22 protein-coding genes, 1 other RNA gene and 1 riboswitch are annotated in these 24,501 nt (G+C 40.7%); of the genes, 20 read left to right on the top strand and 3 right to left on the bottom strand.

What is annotated here, in order from left to right:
• Positions 1-44 precede the first annotated feature (44 nt).
• The 16 genes from ADM33_RS02505 (at position 45) to tig (ending at position 15,312) form a co-directional block, all read left to right on the top strand.
• A complete protein-coding gene (locus ADM33_RS02505) occupies positions 45-572 on the top strand; it encodes a DUF1273 domain-containing protein (protein WP_045763609.1) in 528 nt (175 codons plus the stop codon).
• Positions 573-641: 69 nt separating this feature from the next.
• Positions 642-971, top strand: a complete 330-nt coding sequence (gpsB, locus tag ADM33_RS02500) for a cell division regulator GpsB (RefSeq protein WP_000146538.1) — start codon at positions 642-644, stop codon at positions 969-971.
• Between the two features lie 18 nt (positions 972-989).
• Positions 990-1,370, top strand: an RNA gene (rnpB, locus tag ADM33_RS10645) — RNase P RNA component class B.
• An 81-nt stretch (positions 1,371-1,451) separates the two neighbouring features.
• Complete coding sequence (locus ADM33_RS02495) at positions 1,452-2,609, top strand: THUMP domain-containing class I SAM-dependent RNA methyltransferase (RefSeq protein WP_049503035.1); 1,158 nt, start codon at positions 1,452-1,454, stop codon at positions 2,607-2,609.
• A gap of 12 nt (positions 2,610-2,621) precedes the next feature.
• Positions 2,622-4,085 carry a cell division site-positioning protein MapZ gene (mapZ, locus tag ADM33_RS02490; RefSeq protein ID WP_049503034.1) on the top strand — a complete coding sequence of 488 codons (1,464 nt, stop codon included), beginning with the start codon at positions 2,622-2,624 and terminating at the stop codon, positions 4,083-4,085.
• Positions 4,086-4,161: 76 nt separating this feature from the next.
• Positions 4,162-5,586 carry an NADP-dependent phosphogluconate dehydrogenase gene (gene gndA, locus ADM33_RS02485; protein ID WP_049503033.1) on the top strand — a complete coding sequence of 475 codons (1,425 nt, stop codon included), beginning with the start codon at positions 4,162-4,164 and terminating at the stop codon, positions 5,584-5,586.
• A gap of 11 nt (positions 5,587-5,597) precedes the next feature.
• Positions 5,598-6,287, top strand: a complete 690-nt coding sequence (locus ADM33_RS02480; protein WP_000518023.1) for a response regulator transcription factor — start codon at positions 5,598-5,600, stop codon at positions 6,285-6,287.
• Between the two features lie 229 nt (positions 6,288-6,516).
• Positions 6,517-7,449 (top strand): N-acetylmuramoyl-L-alanine amidase family protein, encoded by a 933-nt coding sequence (locus ADM33_RS02475; RefSeq protein ID WP_049503032.1) that lies wholly within the window; start codon positions 6,517-6,519, stop codon positions 7,447-7,449.
• Positions 7,450-7,572: 123 nt separating this feature from the next.
• A complete protein-coding gene (gene mvk / locus ADM33_RS02470) occupies positions 7,573-8,451 on the top strand; it encodes a mevalonate kinase (protein ID WP_049503031.1) in 879 nt (292 codons plus the stop codon).
• The gene (mvaD, locus tag ADM33_RS02465) at positions 8,433-9,386 is read left to right on the top strand and encodes a diphosphomevalonate decarboxylase (RefSeq protein WP_049503030.1); all 954 of its coding nucleotides are present in this window, start codon (positions 8,433-8,435) and stop codon (positions 9,384-9,386) included. The genes mvk and mvaD overlap by 19 nt, the downstream gene beginning before the upstream one ends.
• Complete coding sequence (locus tag ADM33_RS02460) at positions 9,373-10,386, top strand: phosphomevalonate kinase (RefSeq protein WP_049503029.1); 1,014 nt, start codon at positions 9,373-9,375, stop codon at positions 10,384-10,386. The genes mvaD and ADM33_RS02460 overlap by 14 nt, the downstream gene beginning before the upstream one ends.
• Positions 10,364-11,365, top strand: a complete 1,002-nt coding sequence (gene fni / locus ADM33_RS02455) for a type 2 isopentenyl-diphosphate Delta-isomerase (protein ID WP_049503028.1) — start codon at positions 10,364-10,366, stop codon at positions 11,363-11,365. Before ADM33_RS02460 ends, fni begins: the two co-directional genes overlap by 23 nt.
• Positions 11,366-11,463: 98 nt before the next feature.
• The gene (liaF, locus tag ADM33_RS02450; protein WP_049503027.1) at positions 11,464-12,162 is read left to right on the top strand and encodes a cell wall-active antibiotics response protein LiaF; all 699 of its coding nucleotides are present in this window, start codon (positions 11,464-11,466) and stop codon (positions 12,160-12,162) included.
• Positions 12,159-13,148, top strand: a complete 990-nt coding sequence (locus ADM33_RS02445; RefSeq protein WP_049503026.1) for a sensor histidine kinase — start codon at positions 12,159-12,161, stop codon at positions 13,146-13,148. Before liaF ends, ADM33_RS02445 begins: the two co-directional genes overlap by 4 nt.
• 18 nt (positions 13,149-13,166) lie before the next feature.
• On the top strand, positions 13,167-13,799 hold the full coding sequence (locus ADM33_RS02440; RefSeq protein ID WP_049503025.1) for a response regulator: 633 nt from the start codon (positions 13,167-13,169) through the stop codon (positions 13,797-13,799).
• A gap of 229 nt (positions 13,800-14,028) precedes the next feature.
• Entirely contained in the window at positions 14,029-15,312 is a 1,284-nt protein-coding gene (gene tig / locus ADM33_RS02435; protein WP_049503024.1) for a trigger factor, read from the top strand.
• Between the two features lie 47 nt (positions 15,313-15,359).
• Here tig and ADM33_RS02430 read toward each other — a convergent pair whose 3' ends face one another.
• From ADM33_RS02430 to rnhC, 3 genes are all read right to left on the bottom strand, one after another.
• Positions 15,360-17,726, bottom strand: a complete 2,367-nt coding sequence (locus ADM33_RS02430; RefSeq protein WP_049503023.1) for an ATP-dependent RecD-like DNA helicase — start codon at positions 17,724-17,726, stop codon at positions 15,360-15,362.
• 100 nt (positions 17,727-17,826) lie between these two features.
• Positions 17,827-18,441 carry a signal peptidase I gene (gene lepB, locus ADM33_RS02425; protein WP_049503022.1) on the bottom strand — a complete coding sequence of 205 codons (615 nt, stop codon included), beginning with the start codon at positions 18,439-18,441 and terminating at the stop codon, positions 17,827-17,829.
• Between the two features lie 3 nt (positions 18,442-18,444).
• Complete coding sequence (gene rnhC / locus ADM33_RS02420; RefSeq protein ID WP_049503021.1) at positions 18,445-19,326, bottom strand: ribonuclease HIII; 882 nt, start codon at positions 19,324-19,326, stop codon at positions 18,445-18,447.
• Positions 19,327-19,412: 86 nt separating this feature from the next.
• Between rnhC and zapA the strand changes: the two genes are divergently transcribed.
• The 4 genes from zapA (at position 19,413) to ADM33_RS02400 (ending at position 24,357) form a co-directional block, all read left to right on the top strand.
• Positions 19,413-19,715 (top strand): cell division protein ZapA, encoded by a 303-nt coding sequence (gene zapA / locus ADM33_RS02415; RefSeq protein ID WP_049503020.1) that lies wholly within the window; start codon positions 19,413-19,415, stop codon positions 19,713-19,715.
• Positions 19,712-20,260, top strand: coding sequence for a CvpA family protein (locus ADM33_RS02410; protein WP_049503019.1), 549 nt, complete (start codon positions 19,712-19,714; stop codon positions 20,258-20,260). Before zapA ends, ADM33_RS02410 begins: the two co-directional genes overlap by 4 nt.
• Positions 20,261-20,371: 111 nt before the next feature.
• Positions 20,372-22,708 (top strand): endonuclease MutS2, encoded by a 2,337-nt coding sequence (locus ADM33_RS02405; protein WP_049503018.1) that lies wholly within the window; start codon positions 20,372-20,374, stop codon positions 22,706-22,708.
• 147 nt (positions 22,709-22,855) lie between these two features.
• A riboswitch (glycine riboswitch) is annotated at positions 22,856-22,944 on the top strand.
• A 90-nt stretch (positions 22,945-23,034) separates the two neighbouring features.
• Positions 23,035-24,357 (top strand): alanine/glycine:cation symporter family protein, encoded by a 1,323-nt coding sequence (locus ADM33_RS02400; RefSeq protein WP_049503017.1) that lies wholly within the window; start codon positions 23,035-23,037, stop codon positions 24,355-24,357.
• Positions 24,358-24,501 lie beyond the last annotated feature (144 nt).

Here is a 24,501-nt window from a genome sequence, read left to right as displayed (position 1 = left end):
CATCACTCCATTATACCATAAAGGTGCACAGAAAGGGTGAAAAAATGCATACAGCCTTGATTTTAGGCTATTCTAGCTTTGATTTAGGATTGTTTAATGAAAAAGATATTCGTTTAAAAATTATTAAAAAAGCCATTCGTAGAGATTTGGAAAAAATGGCTGACGAAGGGTTGAAATGGTTGGTGTTTACGGGAACTCTGGGATTTGAACACTGGGTTTTGGAGGTGGCCAGAGATATGAAAGATGACTTTGGTTTCCAACTTGCAACTATCTTTGATTTTGAGACTCATGGGGAAAACTGGAATGAGGGAAATCAGGTTAAACTTAGTGAATTTAAACAAGTTGATTTTGTAAAATACGCCTATCCGAACTATGAACACAAGGGTCAATTACGAGACTATCAACTTTTCTTACTTGAAAATACAGATGGAGCTTATCTTTTTTATGATGAAGAAAATGAAACAAAACTGAAGTATTTTTACGAACTGATGAAAAAGAAAGACAACTATATTACAAAAAGATTAACATTTGAGGAATTAAACGAAGTAGCTGAAAATTTTTCCGAAAATTGAGCCTTTGACCTTGCTTTTTGTTTGCCTTTTTTTATATAATAATACTAGCAACTGAGAATGGAGAGAGACATGGCAAGTATTATTTTTACAGCAAAAGATATTTTTGAGCAGGATTTTGGAAGAGAAGTACGTGGATATAGTAAAGCAGAGGTTGATGAATTCTTGGATGATGTCATCAAGGATTATGAAACTTATGCAGCATTAGTAAAGTCACTCCGTTTAGAAATTGCAGAGTTGAAAGAGGAATTGGCGAAAAAACCTCAAGTGACTCCAGTAGCTTCTGAACCAGCAGAGCTTGGAAGTACAACTTCTATGACAAACTTTGATATTTTGAAACGTTTGAATCGTCTTGAAAAAGAAGTATTTGGCAAACAAATCATGGATAATTCTGATTTCTAAGAATACTTCTGTTGTGCAATTTTTGGATAATCGCGTGAAGAGAGTTTCTTTTCATGAGGAAAGTCCATGCTAGCACAGGCTGTGATGCCTGTAGTGTTTGTGCTAGGCGAAACCATAAGCCTAGGGACGAGAAATCGTTACGGCAGTTGAAATGGCTAAGTCTTTGGATATGTCAGAGTAGACTTGAAAGTGCCACAGTGACGGAGTCTCTCTGGAAACAGAGAGAGTGGAACGCGGTAAACCCCTCAAGCTAGCAACCCAAATTTTGGTCGGGGCATGGAGTGCGCGGAAACGAACGTAGTACTCTGACTGCTAGCAGCTAGAGCTGCTAGTGGTAGACAGATGATTATCGAAGGAAGTGGTCCTAGTCACTTCTGGAACAAAACATGGCTTATAGAAAATTGCATATAGGTTGGGGCTGAGATATATTCTCAACCTCATTTTTTAAAGTGAATAAAGAAAGGTCTATAAAAGACTGAAATGAAAACAACATTTAATTTAATTGCGACTGCTGCGGCGGGTTTGGAAGCTGTAGTTGGACGTGAAGTAAGAGATTTGGGTTATGATTGTCAAGTTGAAAATGGGCGTGTTCGTTTTCAAGGTGATGTTAAAGCGATTATCCAAACCAACCTGTGGCTAAGAGCTGCAGATAGAATCAAAATTGTTGTGGGAACTTTTCCTGCAAAAACATTTGAAGAACTCTTCCAAGGTGTTTTTGCTTTAGATTGGGAAAACTATCTTCCGCTAGGAGCTCGTTTCCCAATTGCCAAGGCTAAGTGTGTCAAGTCAAAATTACACAATGAGCCAAGTGTGCAGGCAATTTCTAAGAAGGCAGTCGTTAAGAAACTACAAAAACACTATGCCCGACCAGAAGGTGTTCCCCTGATGGAGAATGGTCCAGAGTTCAAGATTGAAGTTTCCATTTTGAAAGATATAGCGACTGTTATGATTGATACAACTGGTTCAAGTCTCTTTAAACGTGGTTACCGTACTGAAAAAGGTGGTGCTCCAATCAAGGAGAATATGGCAGCTGCGATTTTGCAACTGTCAAACTGGTACCCTGATAAGCCTTTGATTGATCCAACCTGTGGTTCGGGAACATTCTGTATTGAGGCAGCTATGATTGCGCGCAAGATGGCACCAGGTTTGCGTCGTTCATTTGCCTTTGAAGAGTGGAACTGGGTTAGTGACCGCTTGATTCAAGAAGTCAGAACTGAGGCAAGCAAGAAGATAAATCGAGAGATTGAACTGGATATTATGGGTTGTGATATCGATGGTCGTATGGTGGAAATTGCCAAAGCCAATGCCCAGGCAGCAGGAGTATCTGGAGATATTCTCTTTAAACAGATGCGCGTACAGGATTTGCGTACGGATAAGATTAATGGAGTCATTATCTCTAACCCACCATATGGTGAACGTTTGTCAGATGATGCAGGAGTAACTAAACTTTATGCTGAAATGGGTGAGGTTTTTGAACCACTCAAAACTTGGAGTAAGTTTATTCTGACAAGTGATGAAGCCTTTGAAAGTAAATATGGTAGTCAGGCGGATAAAAAACGAAAACTCTATAATGGTACTTTGAAAGTTGATTTGTATCAATATTTTGGTCAACGTGTCAAAAGAAATTTGACAGATTAGAAAGGAGCTGCCATGGATCAGAAGGATAAAAAAGAAGAATTGTTAGAAACTGAGAAAACATCTCAGGAACCTCAGTTTGATTTTGAGGAAGCTAAGGATTTGACGGTTGGACAGGTTATTCGAAAAAATGAAGAAATCGAAGCAGGAGTAACTCCTGATGATACGATTTTGGACAAATACATTAAACAACACCGTGAAGAAATTGAAGCTGATAAATTTACAAACATTCAGGCGAAGAAAGAGGAACTTCAAAGTCTAGATGATTTGATCCAAGAAGCTAAAGAGACGATTGAAGAAGAGGTGGAACCAGTAGAAGAAGTCTCTGAATCAGAAAAGTTTGCTGAAGAAGAGGGAGTAGCAACTGAAGAAGTTCTCCCTTCGCCACTAGAAGAAACTTTAGTTATGGATAAAAATCTTGTAGAGGAAGTATTTGAACCTGAACAGGTAGAAAATGAGGAAACTTCACAAGAAGAAACCCCAATTCTAGCTCGCTCTCTTCAAGAAGAGGATGAACCACGACGCAAAAAACTGTGGGTCATTTTGTCAGCTTTTTTAGCGATTGTTGTCTTGATTATTGGTGGTAGCTACTACGTTTATCGTCAAATTACGCGTTCTTCTCAAGAAATTCAGTCTCAGTCATCTGATGCAGGTTTGGTAAGCAATCAAGCAATTCTCGATCAATTTAACAGTCTCTATGACACTTTTTATACTGATGAGAATAAAACTGCCCTAAAAAATAGTCAGTTTAGTCAATTGAGTCAGCTTAAAGAGCTATTAGATAAACTTGAGGGTGCTAAAGAACATACTCTTGCAAAGTCAAAATATGATAGCCTTGAAACACAAATCAAGGCAGTACAAGATGTTAATGCTCAATTTGAAACACCAGCTATTACAGATGGTGTTCTAGATACAAATGCTAAAGTAAAGGCAGATGCTAAATTTACCGAAGTTAAGACTGGGAATACTGAAATTGATAAACTGCTAGATAAGGCTATTAGTCTCGGTAAGAGTCAACTTTCAAGTTCTACAAGCTCTAGCAGTAGTCAATCAAGTTCATCAAGTCAAACAGAGTCAAACTCAGCAACTGAAAGCAATGCTAGCAGCTCTGCTAATGCATCAACTTCAGCGGGTGAAACAGCCTCAGCAAATAATATCCTTAATAGTGGACTAGCAAGCAATAGTGTGAACCTACAAAGAAGTGTCAGTCGAGTACCGTACAATCAAGCTGCTGTTAGTGATAGTAGTAATCCTGCTTGGACTTTTGCAAATGGTGTCCTTGAACGAATTCTTGAGACTTCGCGTGCGCGTGGCTACATTACAGGCAACCAATATATTTTGGAACCTGTGAATATTGTTAATGGTAATGGCTACTATAATCTTTATAAACCAGATGGTACCTATCTCTTTACCCTTAATTGTAAGACAGGTTACTTTGTAGGGAATGGCTCTGGACATGCGGATGATTTAGACTACTAGTCAAATTGTTACAAAATTCTTTCTTTTCACAGATAAACATGATAAAATAAAACATATTAAACAAGAGGAGTGTCACATGACAAAAGCTAACTTTGGTGTTGTTGGTATGGCCGTAATGGGTCGTAACCTTGCCCTTAATATTGAATCCCGTGGTTATACAGTTGCTATTTATAACCGTAGTAAAGAAAAAACTGAATATGTGATTGCTTGCCACCCTGATAAAAACTTCGTGCCAAGCTATGATATCGAAAGTTTCGTAAATTCAATTGAAAAACCACGTCGTATCATGCTTATGGTTCAAGCAGGACCTGGTACAGATGCGACGATTCAAGCCCTTCTTCCACACTTGGATAAAGGTGATATTTTGATCGACGGAGGAAACACTTTCTATAAAGATACCATCCGTCGTAATGAAGAATTGGCGAACTCAGGTATCAACTTTATCGGTACTGGTGTATCTGGTGGTGAAAAAGGTGCCCTCGAAGGTCCTTCTATCATGCCTGGTGGACAAAAAGAAGCTTACGACTTGGTGGCTGATGTTCTTGAAGAAATCTCAGCTAAAGCACCAGAAGATGGAAAACCATGTGTGACATACATCGGTCCTGATGGAGCTGGTCACTATGTGAAAATGGTCCACAATGGTATCGAGTACGGTGATATGCAATTGATCGCAGAAAGCTACGATCTTATGCAACACTTGCTTGGTCTTTCTGCAGAAGATATGGCTGAAATCTTTACTGAGTGGAACAAGGGTGAATTGGACAGCTACTTGATTGAAATTACAGCTGATATCCTTGGACGCAAAGACGATGAAGGTCAAGATGGACCAATCGTAGACTACATTCTTGATGCTGCAGGTAACAAAGGAACTGGTAAATGGACTAGCCAATCAGCGCTTGACCTTGGTGTGCCATTGTCACTCATTACTGAGTCAGTATTTGCGCGTTACATCTCTACTTACAAAGAAGAGCGTGTACATGCTAGCAAGGTGCTTCCAAAACCAGCTGCTTTCAAATTTGAAGGAGATAAGGCTGAGTTGATTGAAAAAATCCGCCAAGCCCTTTACTTCTCAAAAATCATCTCATACGCACAAGGTTTTGCTCAATTGCGTGTAGCTTCTAAAGAAAACAACTGGAACTTGCCATTTGCGGACATCGCATCTATCTGGCGTGATGGATGTATCATCCGTTCACGTTTCTTGCAAAAGATCACAGATGCTTACAACCGTGATGCAGATCTTGCTAACCTTCTTTTGGATGAGTACTTCTTGGACGTAACAGCTAAGTACCAACAATCAGTTCGTGATATTGTAGCTCTTGCTGTTCAAGCTGGAGTACCAGTACCAACATTCTCAGCAGCTATTACTTACTTTGATAGCTACCGTTCATCTGATCTTCCAGCTAATTTGATCCAAGCACAACGTGACTACTTTGGTGCCCACACTTACCAACGTAAAGACAAAGAAGGAACCTTCCACTACTCTTGGTATGACGAAAAATAAGTAGGTCAGCCATGGGGAAACGGATTTTATTACTTGAGAAAGAAAGAAATCTAGCTCATTTTTTAAGTCTGGAACTCCAAAAAGAGCAATACCGAGTTGATCAGGTAGAAGAGGGACAAAAGGCCCTCTCCATGGCTCTTCAGACAGACTATGACTTGATTTTACTGAATGCTCATCTAGGGGATATGACAGCCCAGGATTTTGCAGATAAGTTGAGTCGAACCAAGCCAGCTGCGGTGATCATGATCTTGGACCATCGAGAAGAATTGCAAGACCAACTTGAAACAATCCAGCGTTTCGCTGTTTCATATATCTATAAACCTATCATTATTGATGATTTGGTCAGTCGTATTTCAGCTATCTTCCGAGGTCGAGATTTCATCGACCAACACTGTAGTCAGATGAAAGTTCCGACAGCTTATCGTAATCTGCGTATGGATGTTGAACACCATACAGTCTATCGTGGCGATGAAATGATTGCTCTCACTCGTCGTGAATATGACCTCTTAGCTACACTCATGGGCAGTAAGAAAGTCTTAACTCGTGAACAATTGCTAGAGAGTGTCTGGAAGTATGAAAGTGCTACAGAGACCAATATCGTAGATGTCTATATCCGATATCTACGGAGCAAGATTGATGTCAAAGGTCAAAAGAGCTACATCAAAACAGTGCGTGGTGTTGGTTATACCATGCAGGAATAGAAAGCAGTTGCAGTTGTGTAACTGCTTTTCTTGATCTTTAACTAAACGATCATCTTCATCGAAAATTTTATGAAGCTAGGTCTGTACTGTCTATCAGTTTATTTTTAAACAAATGGGTCATCTTATCTCCAAGTTCAAAGAAAATTTTGAGTATATTCTTGTTGGTTTGGATTTAATATATTGACAAAAAACAAAGACATTTGCTATAATCATTTTGGAGGATAAAAGAATGAAATTTTTGAAAAAATTGACGCAAGTCGGTCTAGCAGTCTTCTTCTTCGGTTTGCTAGCGACAAGTGTAGTATTGGCGGATGATGCTGATTCAGAAGGCTGGCAATTTGTCCAAGAAAATGGTAGAACCTACTACAAGAAAGGCGAACTCAAAGAAACCTACTGGCGAGTGATTGATGGTAAGTACTATTATTTTGATCCTTTATCTGGAGAGATGGTTGTCGGCTGGCAATATATACCTGCTCCACACAAAGGAGTTACGATTGGCTCTGGTCCAAGGCAAGATGTTGCTTTTAGACCAGATTGGTTTTACTTTGGTCAAGATGGGGTACTACAAGAATTTGTTGGTAAGCAAGTTTTAGAAGCAAAAACTGCTACAAATACCAACAAACATCATGGGGAACAATATGATAGTCCAGCAGAGAAACGAGTCTACTATTTTAAAGACCAAAGAAGTTATCACACCTTAAAAACCGGTTGGGTTCATGATGAGGGGCACTGGTATTATTTACAGAAGGATGGTGGCTTTGATTCTCGCATCAACAGATTGACTGTTGGGGAGCTCGCACGTGGCTGGATAAACGATGATTCAACTTGGTACTATCTTGATCCAACAACTGCTGCAATGCAAACTGGTTGGCAGTATCTTGGTAATAAGTGGTATTATCTCCGTTCATCAGGTGCTATGGCGACAGGCTGGTATCTAGATGGTTCAACTTGGTATTACCTAGATGCTCAAAATGGTGATATGAAAACTGGCTGGATTTATGTCGATAATACTTGGTATTACCTCCGTTCGTCAGGAGCTATGGTGACAGGTTGGTTCCAAGCTAATGGTAAATGGTACTATGCTTATAGTTCAGGTGCCTTAGCTGTGAATACTACAGTAGGTGGCTACTACGTTAATTATAATGGCGAGTTGGTACAGTAATGAAAACAAGCGATTGTGAAAGGAAACAATCGCTTTTTTTGTGAAAATATAATAAAATAGAAAGGAATAAAGTTCTAAAATTTTATCTAGAAACAGATGATTTTCATCTGATAGTAGGATTAAATGACAAAAGAAGTTGGTGTCGGTCAGGCACATAGTAAAATTATCTTAATCGGAGAGCATGCAGTAGTTTATGGCTACCCAGCCATTTCTTTGCCTCTTTTAGAGGTTGAAGTGACTTGTAGGGTAGTTCCAGCAGCGACACCATGGCGCCTGTTTGAAGAGGATACCTTGTCTATGGCTGTGTATGCTTCTCTCGAGTATCTAAATATCAAAGATGCTTGCATTCGTTGTCAAATTGACTCGGCTATTCCAGAAAAACGTGGGATGGGTTCTTCGGCAGCCATTAGCATTGCTGCCATTCGCGCAGTGTTTGATTATTTTGAAGCAGAACTTCCGCATGATGTTTTAGAGATTCTAGTTAATAGAGCAGAGATGATTGCCCATATGAATCCTAGTGGATTGGATGCCAAGACTTGTCTTAGTGACCAGCCTATTCAATTTATTAAGAATGTTGGTTTTGAAGAACTAGCCATGGATTTGTCGGCTTATCTGGTCATTGCAGATACAGGAGTCTATGGACATACTCGGGAAGCTATCCAAGTTGTAGAGAGTAAAGGCAAGGAAGCTTTACCTTTCTTGTATGCACTAGGAAAGTTGACCCAGCAGGCAGAAGAAGCTATAAAGACAAAAGATGCCGTGAAGCTGGGAGAGATTTTAACAAAAGCACATGGAAATCTAAAAGAGATTGGGGTTAGTAGTCCTGAGGCAGATGTCTTGGTTGAAACTGCTCTTCAACATGGCGCTTTAGGTGCCAAGATGAGTGGTGGTGGTCTAGGTGGTTGCATCATTGCTTTGGTAGCTGACGATTGCCAAGCACAAGATTTAGCAGAAAGATTAGAAGAGAAAGGAGCTGTTCAGACATGGATCGAAAGCCTGTAACAGTACGTTCCTATGCCAATATTGCCATTATCAAATATTGGGGGAAGAAAGCAGAAAAAGAGATGGTTCCTGCGACTAGCAGTATCTCGTTAACTCTAGAAAATATGTTTACTGAAACAACCTTATCTCCTTTACCAGCAGATGCAAAGGCAGATGAATTTTATATCAATGAACAATTGCAAAATGAAGCAGAGCATGCCAAGATGCGTAAAATCATTGATCGCTATCGCCCTGAAGGAGCAGGTTTTGTTCGTATCGATACGAAGAACAATATGCCAACAGCAGCAGGCCTTTCTTCAAGTTCTAGTGGTTTATCTGCCTTGGTCAAAGCTTGTAACGCTTATTTCCAACTGGGGCTGAATCGTAGAGAATTAGCCTTGGAAGCTAAGTTTGCATCGGGTTCTTCATCTCGTAGTTTTTATGGCCCCTTAGCAGCCTGGGACAAGGATAGTGGAGAGATTTATCCTGTCGAAACTGACTTAAAACTAGCTATGATTATGTTGGTTTTGGAAGACCAGAAAAAACCAATTTCCAGTCGAGATGGGATGAAGCTCTGTGTGGAGACTTCTACGACTTTTGATGAGTGGATTCGTCAATCTGAACAGGACTACAAGGATATGTTGGTCTATCTCAAGGAGAACGCCTTTAAAAAAGTTGGAGAATTGACAGAGAAGAACGCGTTGGCTATGCATGCTACGACAAAGACAGCCACTCCATCATTCTCTTATCTGACAGATGCTAGTTATGAAGCTATGGATTTCGTCCGCCAACTACGCAAACAAGGGGCAGCTTGCTATTTTACTATGGATGCGGGCCCTAATGTCAAGGTTCTTTGTCTAGAAAAAGACTTAGAACATCTCTCAGAACTCTTAGGTCAGCGCTATCGCTTGATTGTATCAAAGACAAAGGACTTGAGCCAAGATGACGCTTGTTAAGACTTGTGGGAAGTTGTATTGGGCTGGTGAGTATGCTATTTTAGAGCCAGGTCAATTAGCCTTAATCAAGGCTATTCCTATCTATATGACGGCTGAGATTACAGCGTCTGATGATTATCGCCTTTACTCAGATATGTTTACCTATAGTGTGGACATGCGACCAGATTCTTCATATGCCTTGATTCAAGAAACAGTTACCTTGGTAGAGGAATACTTGACTGTTCAAGGAGTTAAACTGCAACCTTTTTCTATAGACATTCGCGGGAAAATGGAGCGTGAAGGCAAGAAATTTGGTCTGGGTTCTAGTGGTAGTGTAGTTGTTTTGGTCATCAAGGCCATGCTAGCTTTTTATGGAAGACCAGCTGAAAGAGAACTCTTGTTTAAATTAGCGAGTGCAGTACTTCTTAAACGTGGGGACAATGGCTCCATGGGGGACATTGCCTGTATCGTTTCAGAAGACTTGGTCCTCTACCAGTCATTTGATCGTGAGAAAGTGGCACATTGGCTAGAAAAGGAAGACTTGCAGACTGTATTAGATCGTGATTGGGGCTTTTCTATTAGGAGCGTGGAACCGGCCTTGAAATTTGACTTTCTGGTTGGTTGGACCAAGGAAGTGGCTGTATCTAGTCATATGGTCAAGCAAATCAAGAATAATATGAACGCTAGCTTCTTGCAGGCTTCAAAAGAAACAGTAGCTAACTTGGTAAAGGCTTTGCAGACAGGTCAAGAAGAAACCATTATTGCCTTGTTAGAACAGGCCAGCCAACTTTTAGAAGGTTTGAGTTCAGATATTTACACCCCTTCTCTCAGACAATTAAAAGATGCAAGCAGAGACTTAATAGCTGTCGCAAAAAGTAGTGGTGCTGGTGGTGGAGACTGTGGGATAGCTCTCAGTTTTGACCAAGATTCGACCACATTACTGAAAAAACGCTGGGCTGATCTAGGAATTGAGCTCTTGTATCAAGAAAGGATAGGACATGACGACAAATCGGAAGGATGAACACATCCGCTATGCCCTTGAACAAAAAAGTTCTTATAATAGTTTTGATGAAGTTGAATTGATTCATTCTTCGCTACCCTTATATGACTTGGATGAGATTGATCTTTCGACAGAATTTGCAGGGCGCAAATGGGATTTTCCTTTTTATATTAACGCCATGACAGGTGGGAGTGACAAGGGCAGAGAAATTAATCAAAAATTGGCTCAGGTGGCAGAGGCCTGTGGAATTTTATTTGTGACAGGTTCCTACAGCGCTGCCCTAAAGAATCCATCAGATGATTCTTTTTCCGTGAAGTCAAATCATCCTGACCTCCTTCTTGGAACAAATATTGGCTTAGATAAGCCTGTTGAACTAGGATTACAAACGCTCAAAGAGATGAATCCCCTTCTCTTGCAAGTTCATGTTAATGTCATGCAGGAATTGCTTATGCCAGAGGGTGAACGTCAATTTAGATTGTGGCAAAATAATCTGAAAGATTATGCTAAGCAAATCACGGTTCCCCTTGTTTTAAAAGAAGTCGGTTTTGGTATGGATGTGAAGACCATTGCTAAGGCTTATGAGATGGGAATAAGAACGGTGGATTTGTCAGGCCGTGGGGGAACTAGCTTTGCTTATATTGAAAACCGTCGGAGTGGACAGCGTGACTACCTAAATGACTGGGGTCAATCAACTATGCAAGCACTTCTGAATGCCCAAGACTGGAAAGATAAGATGGAGCTTTTGGTGAGTGGAGGAGTGCGCAATCCACTAGACATCATCAAATGCCTGGTCTTTGGAGCCAAGGCAGTTGGTCTATCACGCACTATGTTAGAGCTGGTTGAAAATTATTCTGTTGATGTCGTTATTTCCATTGTTGAAAGCTGGAAGGAAGACCTACGCTTGATTATGTGTGCCCTTAATTGTGCAAGGATTAAGGATTTGCAGCAGGTCGACTATCTCTTATATGGAAAATTAAAAGAAGCAAAAGATCAAATGTAAGGAAAGAGATCGGGATTTTTATCCCGATCCTTTTATCATTCCTCAGACTGATGTGACTTTTTGGTTTTGTGATACAATAAAATAGAGAGGACGGTTACATGCGAAAATTTCAAATTTTTCTATTTATTGAAGCTTGTTTATTGACAGGAGCTCTGATTATGATGGTATCAGAGCATTTTTCCCGTTTTCTGTTAATCTTACTCTTGTTTTTACTGCTGATTCGATACTATACTGGAAGACAGGGCAATAACCTCATATTAGTGGCAGTGAGCATCCTATTTTTCTTTATCATCATGCTCAATCCCTTTGTCATTTTAGCTATCTTTGTGGCTTTGATTTATAGTCTCTTCTTGCTTTATCCTATGATGAATCAGGAAAGAGAAGACACCAATCTGTTTTTTGAAGAAGTAGTGACGGTGAAGAGGGAGAAAAATCGCTGGTTTGGGAATCTACACCACTTCTCAAGCTACCAGACTTGCCGCTTTGATGATATCAACCTTTTTCGTCTAATGGGGAAAGACACCATTCATCTAGAGCACGTGATTTTGAGCAATCATGATAATGTCATCATCTTGAGAAAACTGGTCGGTACGACTAGAATTATTGTACCAGTGGATGTAGAAGTCAGCCTTAGTGTTAATTCTCTGTACGGAGATTTAACCTTTTTTGACCAGCCTAAACGTGCTTTGCGCAATGAGCAATTTCACCAAGAAACCAGAGATTATCTCAAGAGTCCTAAGAGTATAAAGATTTTCTTAACAACCATGGTTGGAGATGTTGAGGTGGTGCGCGGATGAAAAAACAACCCTATATTTTAATTGGTCTCACCTCTTTTCTCTTTGTCGCTTTTTTATTTCGAAGCATTTTTAAAGTTTTAGATTTGGAATGGACTTCTCTTTTCCAGGATATAGAGAAGACAGAAAAAATCCTATTTCTGGCTTTGATGTTTAGTCTTGCTCTAGCCTTTTTATTGGTCTTGTTTTGGACAATGGTTGACGAGATTTCACGTAGAAAAATCCAAACAAATCTTAAGAATCTGTTGGCTGGCAAAGATATTAAAATTCTTGGGGATGCTGACTTAGATGCAAGTTTTAAAAACTTATCAGGCAAGCTTGGTTTGTTGACCGAAGCTATTCAAAAAGCGGACAATCAGGTCTTGGTCAAAGAAGAAGAAATTGTTGAAAAGGAGCGAAAGCGAATCGCGCGTGACTTGCATGATACAGTTAGCCAAGAAATTTTTGCTGCTCATATGATTTTATCGGGGCTCAGTCAACAAGCTTTCAAATTAGACAGAGAGAAGATGCAAACACAACTCCAAAGCGTGACTTCCATTTTAGAGACAGCTCAAAGAGACTTGCGCATTCTTCTTTTGCATTTACGACCAATTGAACTGGAACAAAAAAGCTTGGTGGAGGGTATTCAGTTACTCCTCAAAGAGCTAGAAGAAAAAAGTGAATTGAAGGTAAGCTTTAAATATCAGGTAACTGCACTACCTAAAAAGATTGAAGAACATATTTTTCGGATTGTACAAGAATTGATTAGTAATACACTTCGTCATGCCCAAGCTTCATGTCTAGATGTTTACCTTTATCAAACGGAAACAGGTTTGCAGTTGAAGGTAGTAGACAATGGTCGTGGTTTTCAGCTAGATGATGTTGATGAACTAAGCTATGGTCTACGCAATGTCAAAGAACGAGTGGAAGATATGGCTGGGACAGTACAATTGATGACGGCTCCTAAGCAGGGTTTGGCAGTGGATATCCGCATTCCCTTGCTTGAGTGACTAACAAAAGGAAATGAAATGAAACTATTATTAGTAGATGACCACCAAATGGTGCGTCTGGGTTTAAAAAGTTATTTTGAATTACAAGATGATGTAGAGGTTGTAGGAGAAGCAACCAATGGTGCGGAAGGAATTTCTATGGCCTTGGAGCTTCGTCCAGATGTGATTGTCATGGATATTGTTATGCCTGAAGTCAATGGGATTGATGCAACACTAGCTATTCTCAAAGAATGGCCAGAAGCTAAAATATTAATCGTGACCTCTTACCTAGACAATGAAAAAATCATGCCGGTCTTGAATGCTGGAGCTAGAGGTTATATGCTCAAGACGTCCAGTGCAGATGAATTGTTACACTCTGTTCGTAAGGTAGCAGCCGGTGAACTTGCAATTGAACAAGAGGTAAGTAAGAAGGTAGAATATAACCGCAATCATATTGAACTACATGAAGATCTGACAGCTCGTGAACGCGATGTCCTTCAACTAATCGCTAAGGGCTATGAAAATCAGCGTATCGCAGATGAATTGTTCATTTCCCTTAAGACAGTTAAAACCCATGTATCCAACATTTTATCAAAGCTTCAGGTTAGTGACCGCACCCAGGCAGCAGTATATGCCTTTCAGCATCACTTAGTAGGGCATGAGGATTTCTAGATGAATCTTTTGGAGTGAAATCGTATTTCTCAGTTTCAAAGGTGATTTTTTCTTTGAAATTAGTTTTTAATACTTTTTCTTGATAAATCGGATACATCTAGCCATAAAACAGTGATTTAGAATTAGCAAGTATCTCAAGCAGTCCTGAAAACTCATTTCTGACTTGAAAAAAGTCGTTACTATATGGTATAATGGACTGTATTAAAAAATTTTAAGGAGAAATGACAGAATGTCTGTATCATTTGAAAACAAAGAAACAAACCGTGGTGTCTTGACTTTCACTATCTCTCAAGACCAAATCAAACCAGAATTGGATCGTGTATTTAACTCAGTAAAGAAATCTCTTAATGTTCCTGGTTTCCGTAAAGGTCATCTTCCACGTCCTATCTTCGACCAAAAATTTGGTGAAGAGTCACTTTACCAAGACGTTGTGAACGCTCTTTTGCCAAACGCTTATGAAGCAGCTGTAAAAGAAGCTGGTCTTGAAGTCGTTGCACAACCAAAAATTGACGTAACTTCAATGGAAAAAGGTCAAGACTGGGTTATCACTGCTGAAGTTGTTACAAAACCAGAAGTTAAATTGGGTGACTACAAAAACCTTGAAGTATCAGTTGATGTAGAAAAAGAAGTAACTGATGCTGACGTTGAAGAGCGTATCGAACGCGAACGCAACAACTTGGCTGAATTGGTGATCAAAGAAGCTGCTGCTGAAAACGGCGACACTGTTGTTATCGACTTTGTTGGTTCTATTGACGGTGTTGAATTTGACGGTGGAAAAGGTGAAAACTTCTCACTTGGACTTGGTTCAGGTCAATTCATCCCTGGTTTCGAAGATCAATTGGTAGGTCACTCAGCTGGCGAAACTGTTGATGTTGTTGTAACATTCCCAGAAGACTATCAAGCAGAAGACCTTGCAGGTAAAGAAGCTAAATTCGTGACAACTATCCACGAAGTAAAAGCTAAAGAAGTTCCAGCTCTTGACGATGAACTTGCAAAAGACATCGACGAAGAAGTTGAAACACTTGCTGAATTGAAAGAAAAATACCGCAACGAATTGGCTGCTGCTAAAGAAGAAGCATACAAGGATGCAGTTGAAGGTGCAGCAATCGATAAAGCAGTTGAAAATGCTGAAATCGTAGAACTTCCAGAAGAAATGATCCACGAAGAAGTTCACCGTTCAGTAAATGAATTCCTTGGAAACTTGCAACGTCAAGGTATCAACCCTGACATGTACTTCCAAATCACTGGAACTACTCAAGAAGACCTTCACAAACAATACGAAGCAGAAGCTGAGTCACGTACGAAGACTAACCTTGTTATCGAAGCAGTTGCGAAAGCTGAAGGATTTGACGCTTCAGAAGAAGAAATCCAAAAAGAAATCGAGCAGTTGGCTGCAGACTACAACATGGAAGTGGCACAAGTACAAAGCTTGCTTTCAGCTGAAATGTTGAAACACGATATCGCAGTGAAAAAAGCTGTTGAATTGATCACAAGCACTGCAACAGTAAAATAATCTATACAAGATAAAAGCCCACCTGATTCGGTGGGTTTTCTTGTACTTTATTTTCCGAAAAATTCCTGCAGGTCTTCTTCAGTAATCCCAATCATGGCTGGGATATTAGACCAGTTGTCCTCGGTTAGAATATAGGATTGTTCAGAATCTGTTGAAGTTGTAATATCGGTAGCAAGTTGGTTTGTTTCCTCGGCATTCTCCATTAGGTCAGTGAAACGTTCAATCAGATAGGTCTTGCGAGCCGTTCCGATATGTTGAGTTGCATAGTCAAAGGCCTGTAATTCACCTAGTAGGATCAGCTTGCTTTTGGCCCGAGTAATAGCAGTGTAGATGAGATTACGCTCTAACATGCGCTTGCTTGCACTGGTAATAGGTAGAATAACGACGGGAAACTCGCTACCTTGAGACTTGTGGATACTCATGGCATAGGCTAAGCGAATCTTGTACCATTCATTTCGAGGATAGGAAACTTCGTTACCATCAAAATCGATGACAATCTCATCCTGCTTGGACTCGGTGTATTTTCCTGGAATCAAGTCTGTGATATAGCCTAAGTCTCCGTTAAAGACATTGACCTCTGCATCGTTAACTAGGTGGATAACCTTATCTCCTGTTCGATAGTGACACTGAGGAGCTTCAAAGCTAAGCTGGTCTTTTTGTGGAGGATTAAGGAGGTCTTGCATGAGCTGGTTGATGGCATCAATACCAGCAGTTCCACGGTACATAGGGGCAAGAACTTGAATGTCGCGAGCAGGAATGCCACTTCTGATAGCAGCACCTAGGATTTTTTCAATGCTAGCAGGGATATGGTTACTAGCGATTTCAAAGTAGGAGCGGTCTGCTTTTTTCTGGGTAAAATCTGCAGGTAATATTCCCTGGCGAATCTGACTTGCAAGAGTGACGATGGTTGATTCTTCGCTCTGACGGTAGATTCTTTCCAAACGTGTTTGAGGGATGGTTGGTATCTGGAGTAAATCTGCTAGGACTTGACCAGGACTGACAGAAGGCAGCTGGTCGCTATCACCCACGATGAGAATTTTACTGTTTGAAGAGATGTTGGAGAAGAGCTGGTTGGCCAGCCAAGTATCTACCATGGAGAATTCATCCACGATGATAAAGTCAGCATCCAGATAATCTTCCAGATGGCTAGTGTCGTCATCTCCAGTCATGCCCAGGTGGCGGTGAATTGTAGCGCTTGGTAGACCTGTCAATTCGTTCATGCGACGGGCTGCGCGACCAGTTGGAGCAGCTAGGAGAATGGGTAGATTGCTCTTTTTCTTGAGGTCCAGTCCTTCCAAAAGAGCATAGACAGCGATAATGCCATTGATAACAGTTGTCTTACCAGTACCAGGTCCACCTGTAAGTATAAAGATCTTGTTTTGGATAGCATCGCAGATGGCCTGTTTTTGAATACTATCATACTTAATCCCCAGTTCTTCCTCAACAGTTGTGATATGGTCTTGAATAGTCTCTAGATCCTGTTTTTTACTTTGACCTTTTTCGAGGATTCGGATGAGATGACTGCGAATCCCTTCTTCTGCAAAAAAGAGGCTATTATCAAAGATTTTGGTATCAATCTGCTGGACCTTATCTTCTTCAATCAGATAAGCAAGTTCTTGGGCAACTTGACTCGGATCTAGTTCGACTGGCCGGGAGGATTCAAGAAGGTTGAGGGTTTGCTCCAACAAGTCCCTAGCTTCTATATAGGTATCTCCTGTCTCCATGCAACCTTGAAAGAGACTATGGACAAGACCCGCACGGAAGCGCTCAGGAGCCTGGCTTTCAATTCCCAGTTCTTGGGCCAATTGGTCAGCGATGGTAAATCCTAAGCCCTTGATATCCTCGACCAGTTGATAGGGATAGTTCTCGACAATCTCTAGCGTTTCTTCCTTGTAAAAGTCTTGGACCTGAAAGGCTAGCTTATTTGGAATGCCGTAATTAGCTAGTTTGGCTAAGACCATCTCTGTTCCGTAATTAAGACGAAGGGTTGAGACAAAGGCTTCACGATTATTAGCAGAGAGGCCAGAGATAGACTGGAGTTTGTCTGGATTTTCTAAGATTTTGTCAATAGTGTTTTCATCGTAAATATCCACAATTTTCTGGGCCGTTTTGAGTCCAATTCCCTTGAAATGGCTGCTGGAGAAATACTTGACCAAGCCCTTACTAGTCGGCTTGGCTCTCTCATAGCGAGTCATTTGTAGTTGTTCACCATATTTTGAGTGTTGGACGATTTGTCCCCAAAAAGTGTATTCCTCTCCTTCAATGATATCAGCCATGGTACCTGTGACAATGATTTCATAATCATCAAAGTCTTCAGCATTGGTATCCTCAATATCTAGAAGTAAAATACGGAAAAAATTGCTGACATTTTCAAAAATAATGCGTTCAATGGTGCCTGAAAAATAAACTTCCATAAAATTCCTTACAATAGTTTCTGAGAAAATTTATCCCAGATTTAGTCAAAATAGAATGAGAAGAGGCTGAGATGGAAAATTCTCGGCCTCTTCCTAGTTTTTAAAATATTCCGATACGTTTGAGCGGCCAGAAGCGGAATTTGGCTTCTCCAGTGATATCTTTTGCCTTAAAGGTACCAACATGTCGACTGTCGCTAGATACCAGACGGTCATCACCTAGGAGGAGGTATTCTCCTTCTGGGACAGTAAAGGTAAAGCTAGTGTTGTAATTAACATCTAGGGTAAATGCCTGAGCCTTTTGGGCTAAAGTTCTAAAGTATTCGCCCTTTTTACCATCCCAACCACTTCCAGTATAAGTGCTTTGGAGTTTATCTTCCTTGAAACGCTTAAGGTATTCTGCTAAATAGGGCTCATCAGTTTCTTGACCATTGATATAGAGCTTGTCGCTTTCGTAACGGATAGTATCTCCTGGCATACCAATGACCCGTTTAACGATATCCTTGTTCCCATCGTCTTCATGAGCAACCACAATATCAAAACGATTGATTGGGAGATGTTTAACCACAAAGAGGATTTCTCCATCTGCCAGGGTAGGATCCATAGAATGTCCTTCTACGCGGACATTGCTCCAGAGAAAGAGACGGCTAAGACCTACTAGTGTAATAAGTAGGAAGATAACTCCCCACTCTTTTAAAAATGATTTTAAATATTTCATGATTTACCTTTCTAGCATTTTTTTTGCTTTTTCAGTATTTTTAAAGTGTAGTTTGGCGCAGAAGTTGAGTCCCTGCATACCATAGGCACGAAGGATTTGGCTAGCTACCTTATCAGAAGCCGTTCCAGCCCCACTTGGAAGTTGGTAGCCAAGTTCTCTACCCAGATTTTCGAGATTTTCTAGAAAGAGATCACGTGCAATGATTGAGCTAACAGCGACAGCCAAGTATTTACCTTCGGCTTTTTCCTCCAGACTGACTGGATTAGAAAAGTGATTAGCTTCATTTTTTAAGTACTTCTCATAGTTTTGGGCACTAGTAAAGGCATCGATCACAATCTTTTCTGGCTGGACTCCCTTTTGGAGAAGGAGAAAAATGGCTTGATTGTGCAGGGCTACCTTGACAGAAACGGCATTGTAGCGCTCACCGATGACTTCATTATACTTGCTTGGAGAAAGCAGTAGAGCTTGGTGCTGAATTTTTTCCTTAAGCAGAGGAGCAAGCTGACGAATCTTTTGGTCTGTCAGAGTCTTAGAATCCCCTACACCTAATTTTCGTAGGAAGTCATGCTGGTCAGGAGTCACAAAGGATGCTACTACAGCCAGACCACCAAAGTAGGAACCATTTCCTACTTCGTCAGTTCCAATCATCGGAAAGTTTTGTCCACTAGCTACTGGGCTGACCTGATAACCAAAAAAGCTGGCGTAACGTTCAGCAGCTTCTCCTTGCAAGAGCACTTTTCCTGATGTGTAGATGGAAACACTTGTCTGCGGAAGCTTCAAAAAATAGCGAATATAAGGATTTTTACTAGGAGTCAGTGCTTGTTCATATTTCTGAACAAAGGCTTGGATTTCCTTTTCGCTCGGAGTTAATGTAATACTTGCCATAACTCTTATTGTACCATAAAAGCCGTAGAATTGGTAAAAACTGACAAACTAAGTGAAATTTGGTATAATATCGTGAGGTGAATTTTATGGCAAATTTAAATCGATACAAGTTTACATTCGGGAAAAAAACATTGACCCTTACAACTGAGCATGACAACCTCTTTATGGAGGAAATTGCCAAGGTCGCAACAGAAAAATATGAAGCAATTAAAGAGCAGATGCCTGGAGCGGATGATGAGACAATCGCTATTTTATTAGCAGTCAATAGCTTGTCAACTCAACTCAGTCGTGAGATTGAATTTGATGATAAGGAACAAGAATTAGACGCCCTCCGTCATCAAGTTGTAGCGACTAAACAAGAACAGAGCAAGATTGAGGATTCCCTATGATTTCCGTCCTTCTCTTATTGGTTCTTGCATGGAGCTTTTATATCGGTTATCGTAGAGGTTTGGTTTTACAGATTTACTATTTTGTAGCAACTGTGATTTCAGCTCTTCTTGCAGGAAATTTTTATCAATCTTTAGGGAAACAATTTGATTTGTTGATCCCATATGCAAGTCCGCAGCAAGGGCAGGGAACCTTCTTTTTCCCGTCGAATCAACTTTTCCAGCTGGACAAGGTCTTTTATGCAGGGATTGGTTATCTCTTAGCCTTTACGGTATTTTACTGCTTCGGTCGGTTGCTGGGTCTCTTTCTTAATCTTCTACCGACTAAAAAGCTAGCGGGTCAATATTTCCGTATAGGTGCAGGAGTTTTATCAGTGGCTGTGACCTTATTTGTCCTCCAGATGATACTGACCATTCTTGCGACTGTTCCTTTACAAATTGTTCAAAATTCACTTGAAAACAGTTTTGTAGCTAAACATATTATCCAGAGTGTTCCCATCACTACTCATATGATTAAACAACTCTGGGTAACCAAAATAATCGGATAAAAAGGGCGGGAACTATTCCTAGCCTTTTGTTTACAATTTCAATAGTTTAGGAGCCTTTTTGAAAAGAGTGAGAATTTTAAAAATTGTTCGCTCATTACGAAGGAAAAGAAAATGAATAAAAAGATACTAGAAACATTAGAATTTAATAAGGTCAAGGCTTTATTTGAGCCTCATCTTTTGACCGAGCAAGGACTAGAGCAGTTGAAAGAACTTGCTCCAACTGATAAAGGAGACAAGATTAGACAAGCTTTTGCAGAGATGAAGGAGATGCAAGAACTCTTTGTCGAGCATCCTCATTTCAGCATTTCGGCAACAAAAGATATTGCAGCTACCTGCAAACGTTTGGAGATGGGTGCTGACCTTAATATCGAGGAATTTCTCCTTCTCAAGCGTGTCATCTTTGCCAGTCGTGAATTGCAGAATTTTTATGACAATCTTGAAAATGTACGTTTAGATCACCTGGCAAGTTGGTTTGAGAAACTTCATGATTTTCCACATTTACAGGGAAATCTACAAGCTATCAACGAAGCTGGATTTATTGAGAGCTTTGCTAGTGAGGATTTGGCACGAATCCGTCGAAAAATCCATGATAGTGAAAGTCAAGTCCGCGATGTCCTGCAAGACCTTCTCAAGCAAAAAGCTCAGATGCTGACAGAAGGTATCGTCGCAAGTAGAAATGGTCGCCAAGTTCTTCCAGTTAAAAACACCTATCGTAACAAGATTGCTGGTGTGGTTCATGATATCTCTGCAAGTGGGAACACTGTTTATATCGAACCACGTGAAGTGGTCAAGCTAAGTGAAGAAATCGCAAGTCTTCGTGCAGATGAGCGCTATGAGATGATGCGTATCCTCCAAGAACTCTCTGAAAGAGTAAGACCTCATGCAGCTGAAATCGCCAATGATGCATGGATTATTGGACATTTGGACCTGATTCGTGCTAAGGTTCGCTTTATCCAAGAGACGGAGGCAGTAGTACCTCAAGTGTCTGAGGGACAGGAGATTCAACTGCTTCACGTTCGTCATCCTCTTGTAAAAAATGCAGTCGCAAATGATGTGCACTTCGGCAAAGAATTAACAGCTATCGTCATCACGGGTCCTAATACGGGTGGTAAGACCATTATGCTCAAGACCTTAGGTTTGACCCAGTTGATGGCCCAGTCTGGTCTACCAATTTTAGCTGATAAGGGTAGTCGTGTAGGGATTTTCGAGGAGATATTCGCAGATATCGGAGACGAGCAGTCCATTGAGCAAAGTCTCTCAACCTTCTCTAGTCATATGACCAACATCGTCGATATTCTGGGTAAGGTTAACCAAAATTCCCTCTTGTTACTAGATGAGCTTGGAGCAGGAACAGATCCCCAAGAAGGTGCAGCCCTTGCCATGTCAATCCTAGAAGACTTACGTCTGCGTCAGGTCAAGACTATGGCAACCACTCACTATCCTGAACTCAAGGCCTACGGGATTGAAACGGCCTATGTTCAAAATGCTAGTATGGAGTTTGATACAGCTAGCCTGCGCCCAACCTATCGCTTTATGCAGGGAGTTCCAGGTCGAAGCAATGCCTTTGAAATTGCCAAACGTCTAGGATTGTCAGATGTCATCGTAGGTGATGCCAGCAAGCAGATTAATCAAGACAATGATGTCAATCGCATCATTGAGCAATTGGAAGAACAAACACTTGAAAGCCGAAAACGTCTTGAGAATATTCGCCAAGTCGAACAAGAAAACCTCAAGATGAACCGTGCCCTTAAAAAACTTTATAACGAGCTCAATCGTGAGAAAGAAACTGAACTCAATAAGGCGCGTGAGCAAGCTGCTGAGATTGTTGACTTAGCACTAGCTGAGAGTGATGATATACTTAAAAATCTTCACAGTAAATCTCAACTGAAACCACATGAAATTATCGAAGCCAAGGCTAAACTCAAAAAATTAGCTCCTGAAAAAGTTGACCTTTCTAAAAACAAGGTTCTTCAGAAGGCCAAGAAAAAACGAGCTCCAAAAGTTGGAGATGATATTATCGTTTTAAGCTATGGTCAACGTGGTACCTTGACCAATCAACTCAAGGATGGTCGTTGGGAAGCACAGGTTGGCTTGATTAAGATGACCCTTGAGGAAAAAGAGTTTGATTTGGTTCAAGCCCAGAAAGAAGCGCCAGTCAAGAAGAAACAAGTAAACGTCGTCAAACGTGCAGCAGGCAAAGGCCCACAGGCTCGACTAGATCTTCGTGGCAAACGCTACGAGGAGGCTATGGAAGCCTTGGATGCCTTTATCGACCAAGCCCTACTCAACAATATGGCCCAAGTCGACATCATCCATGGTATCGGTACAGGTGTCATCCGTGAAGGGGTAACTAAGTACCTACAAAGAAATAAACAGGTCAAGAGCTTTGGCTATGCACCACAAAATGCAGGCGGATCTGGCGCAACCATTGTAACTTTTAAAGGTTAGAATATGAGTTTCAGAAAATTGTTATAAAATTTTCCGAAAACAATTGACAAGAGCTAAATTTTCTTGTAAAATAAATAAAAATTAAATACAACACCGAATGAAGTTTAATAGAAGTGGAAAATCGTTTGATTTTTCATGACTGTAAATGGACGGAACTCTGGAGAGACCGTAAAGGCACCGAAGGGGCAAGGCAGGCAACTGCTCAAACTCTCAGGTAAAAGGACAGAGCAATGATAGAGCGATTTTTGGCATTTATCGATGCATTCCAGAGTACATGTTTTTAACATGTGCTCTTTCTTTTGGGGTTGAATAGATAGGAAAAAAGGATGTTAAATTTGCTAAAAGAGCTAGATGCTCTGGTATGGGGCCCACCCCTTTTGATTTTATTGGTTGGTACAGGGATTTACTTGACTCTTCGTTTAGGGCTTTTACAAATCTTGCGTCTCCCTAAGGCCTTCCAGCTTATTTTTACTAAGGATAAGGGGCATGGAGATGTATCTAGCTTTGCTGCACTATGTACAGCCCTAGCAGCAACTGTTGGTACAGGAAATATTATCGGGGTTGCAACGGCTATCAAGGTTGGTGGACCAGGTGCTCTTTTTTGGATGTGGGTGGCTGCTTTCTTTGGAATGGCAACCAAGTATGCAGAAGGACTACTTGCTATTAAATATCGAACCAAGGATGACCATGGTGCGGTAGCAGGAGGACCGATGCATTATATCCTTCTAGGGATGGGCGAAAAATGGCGCCCTCTTGCAATCTTCTTTGCTGTTGCTGGAGTACTAGTTGCACTTTTGGGAATCGGTACTTTTACTCAAGTGAATTCTATTACAGAATCCGTTCAAAATACGGCTAGTATTGATCCGACAATTACTGCACTTGTTTTATCTATTTTTGTAGGGATTGCAGTCTTTGGTGGACTTAAGTCTATTTCTAAGGTGTCAACTACAGTTGTTCCCTTTATGGCTATTGTCTACATCTTGGGAACCTTGACAGTCATTTTCTTTAATATCGATAAAGTACCGGCAACACTTTCACTGGTTCTCACATCAGCTTTTAGTCCCATAGCTGCAGTGGGAGGATTTGCAGGAGCGAGTGTTCGGATGGCTATTCAAAATGGTGTGGCGCGTGGTGTCTTCTCAAACGAGTCTGGATTGGGTTCAGCTCCCATTGCGGCTGCGGCAGCTAAGACCAATGAACCGGTGGAGCAAGGTTTGATTTCTATGACAGGAACCTTTATTGATACCTTGATTATCTGTACCCTGACTGGTTTGACAATCTTGGTGACTGGGGTTTGGAATGGTAATTTAGACGGGGTTGCCCTTACTCAGTCAGCTTTTTCTACAGTATTTTCTTTCTTTGGACCTGCTCTTCTAACAATCTTCTTGGTACTCTTTGCCTTTACTACGATTTTGGGATGGAACTATTACGGAGAGCGTTGTTTTGAATTTCTTTTTGGCGTTCGCTTTATCTGGCTTTATCGTGTGCTCTTTGTACTCATGGTCTTGCTGGGAGGATTTATCGAGCTGGATATGGTCTGGGTCATTGCGGATATTGTTAATGCCCTCATGGCTCTACCAAACTTGATTGCACTCTTAGCCTTGTCGCCAGTTGTTATTGCTGAGACTAAGAAGTATTTTGATAAATAATGTAAGATTGATATTACCATTTATAGATAAGACTAGCATCTGTTTGTGAGATGCTAGTTTTTTTACTACTAGGGCTAGTCTTTTATTTTATACTCAATGAAAATCAAAGAGCAAACTAGGAAACTAGCCGCAGGTTGCTCAAAG

The organism is Streptococcus oralis (assembly GCF_001075875.1).
Taxonomy (GTDB): Bacteria; Bacillota; Bacilli; order Lactobacillales; family Streptococcaceae; genus Streptococcus; species Streptococcus oralis_I.
The sequence above is the reverse complement of the archived record's forward strand: the minus strand, read 5'-3'. Positions and strand labels throughout refer to the sequence as shown.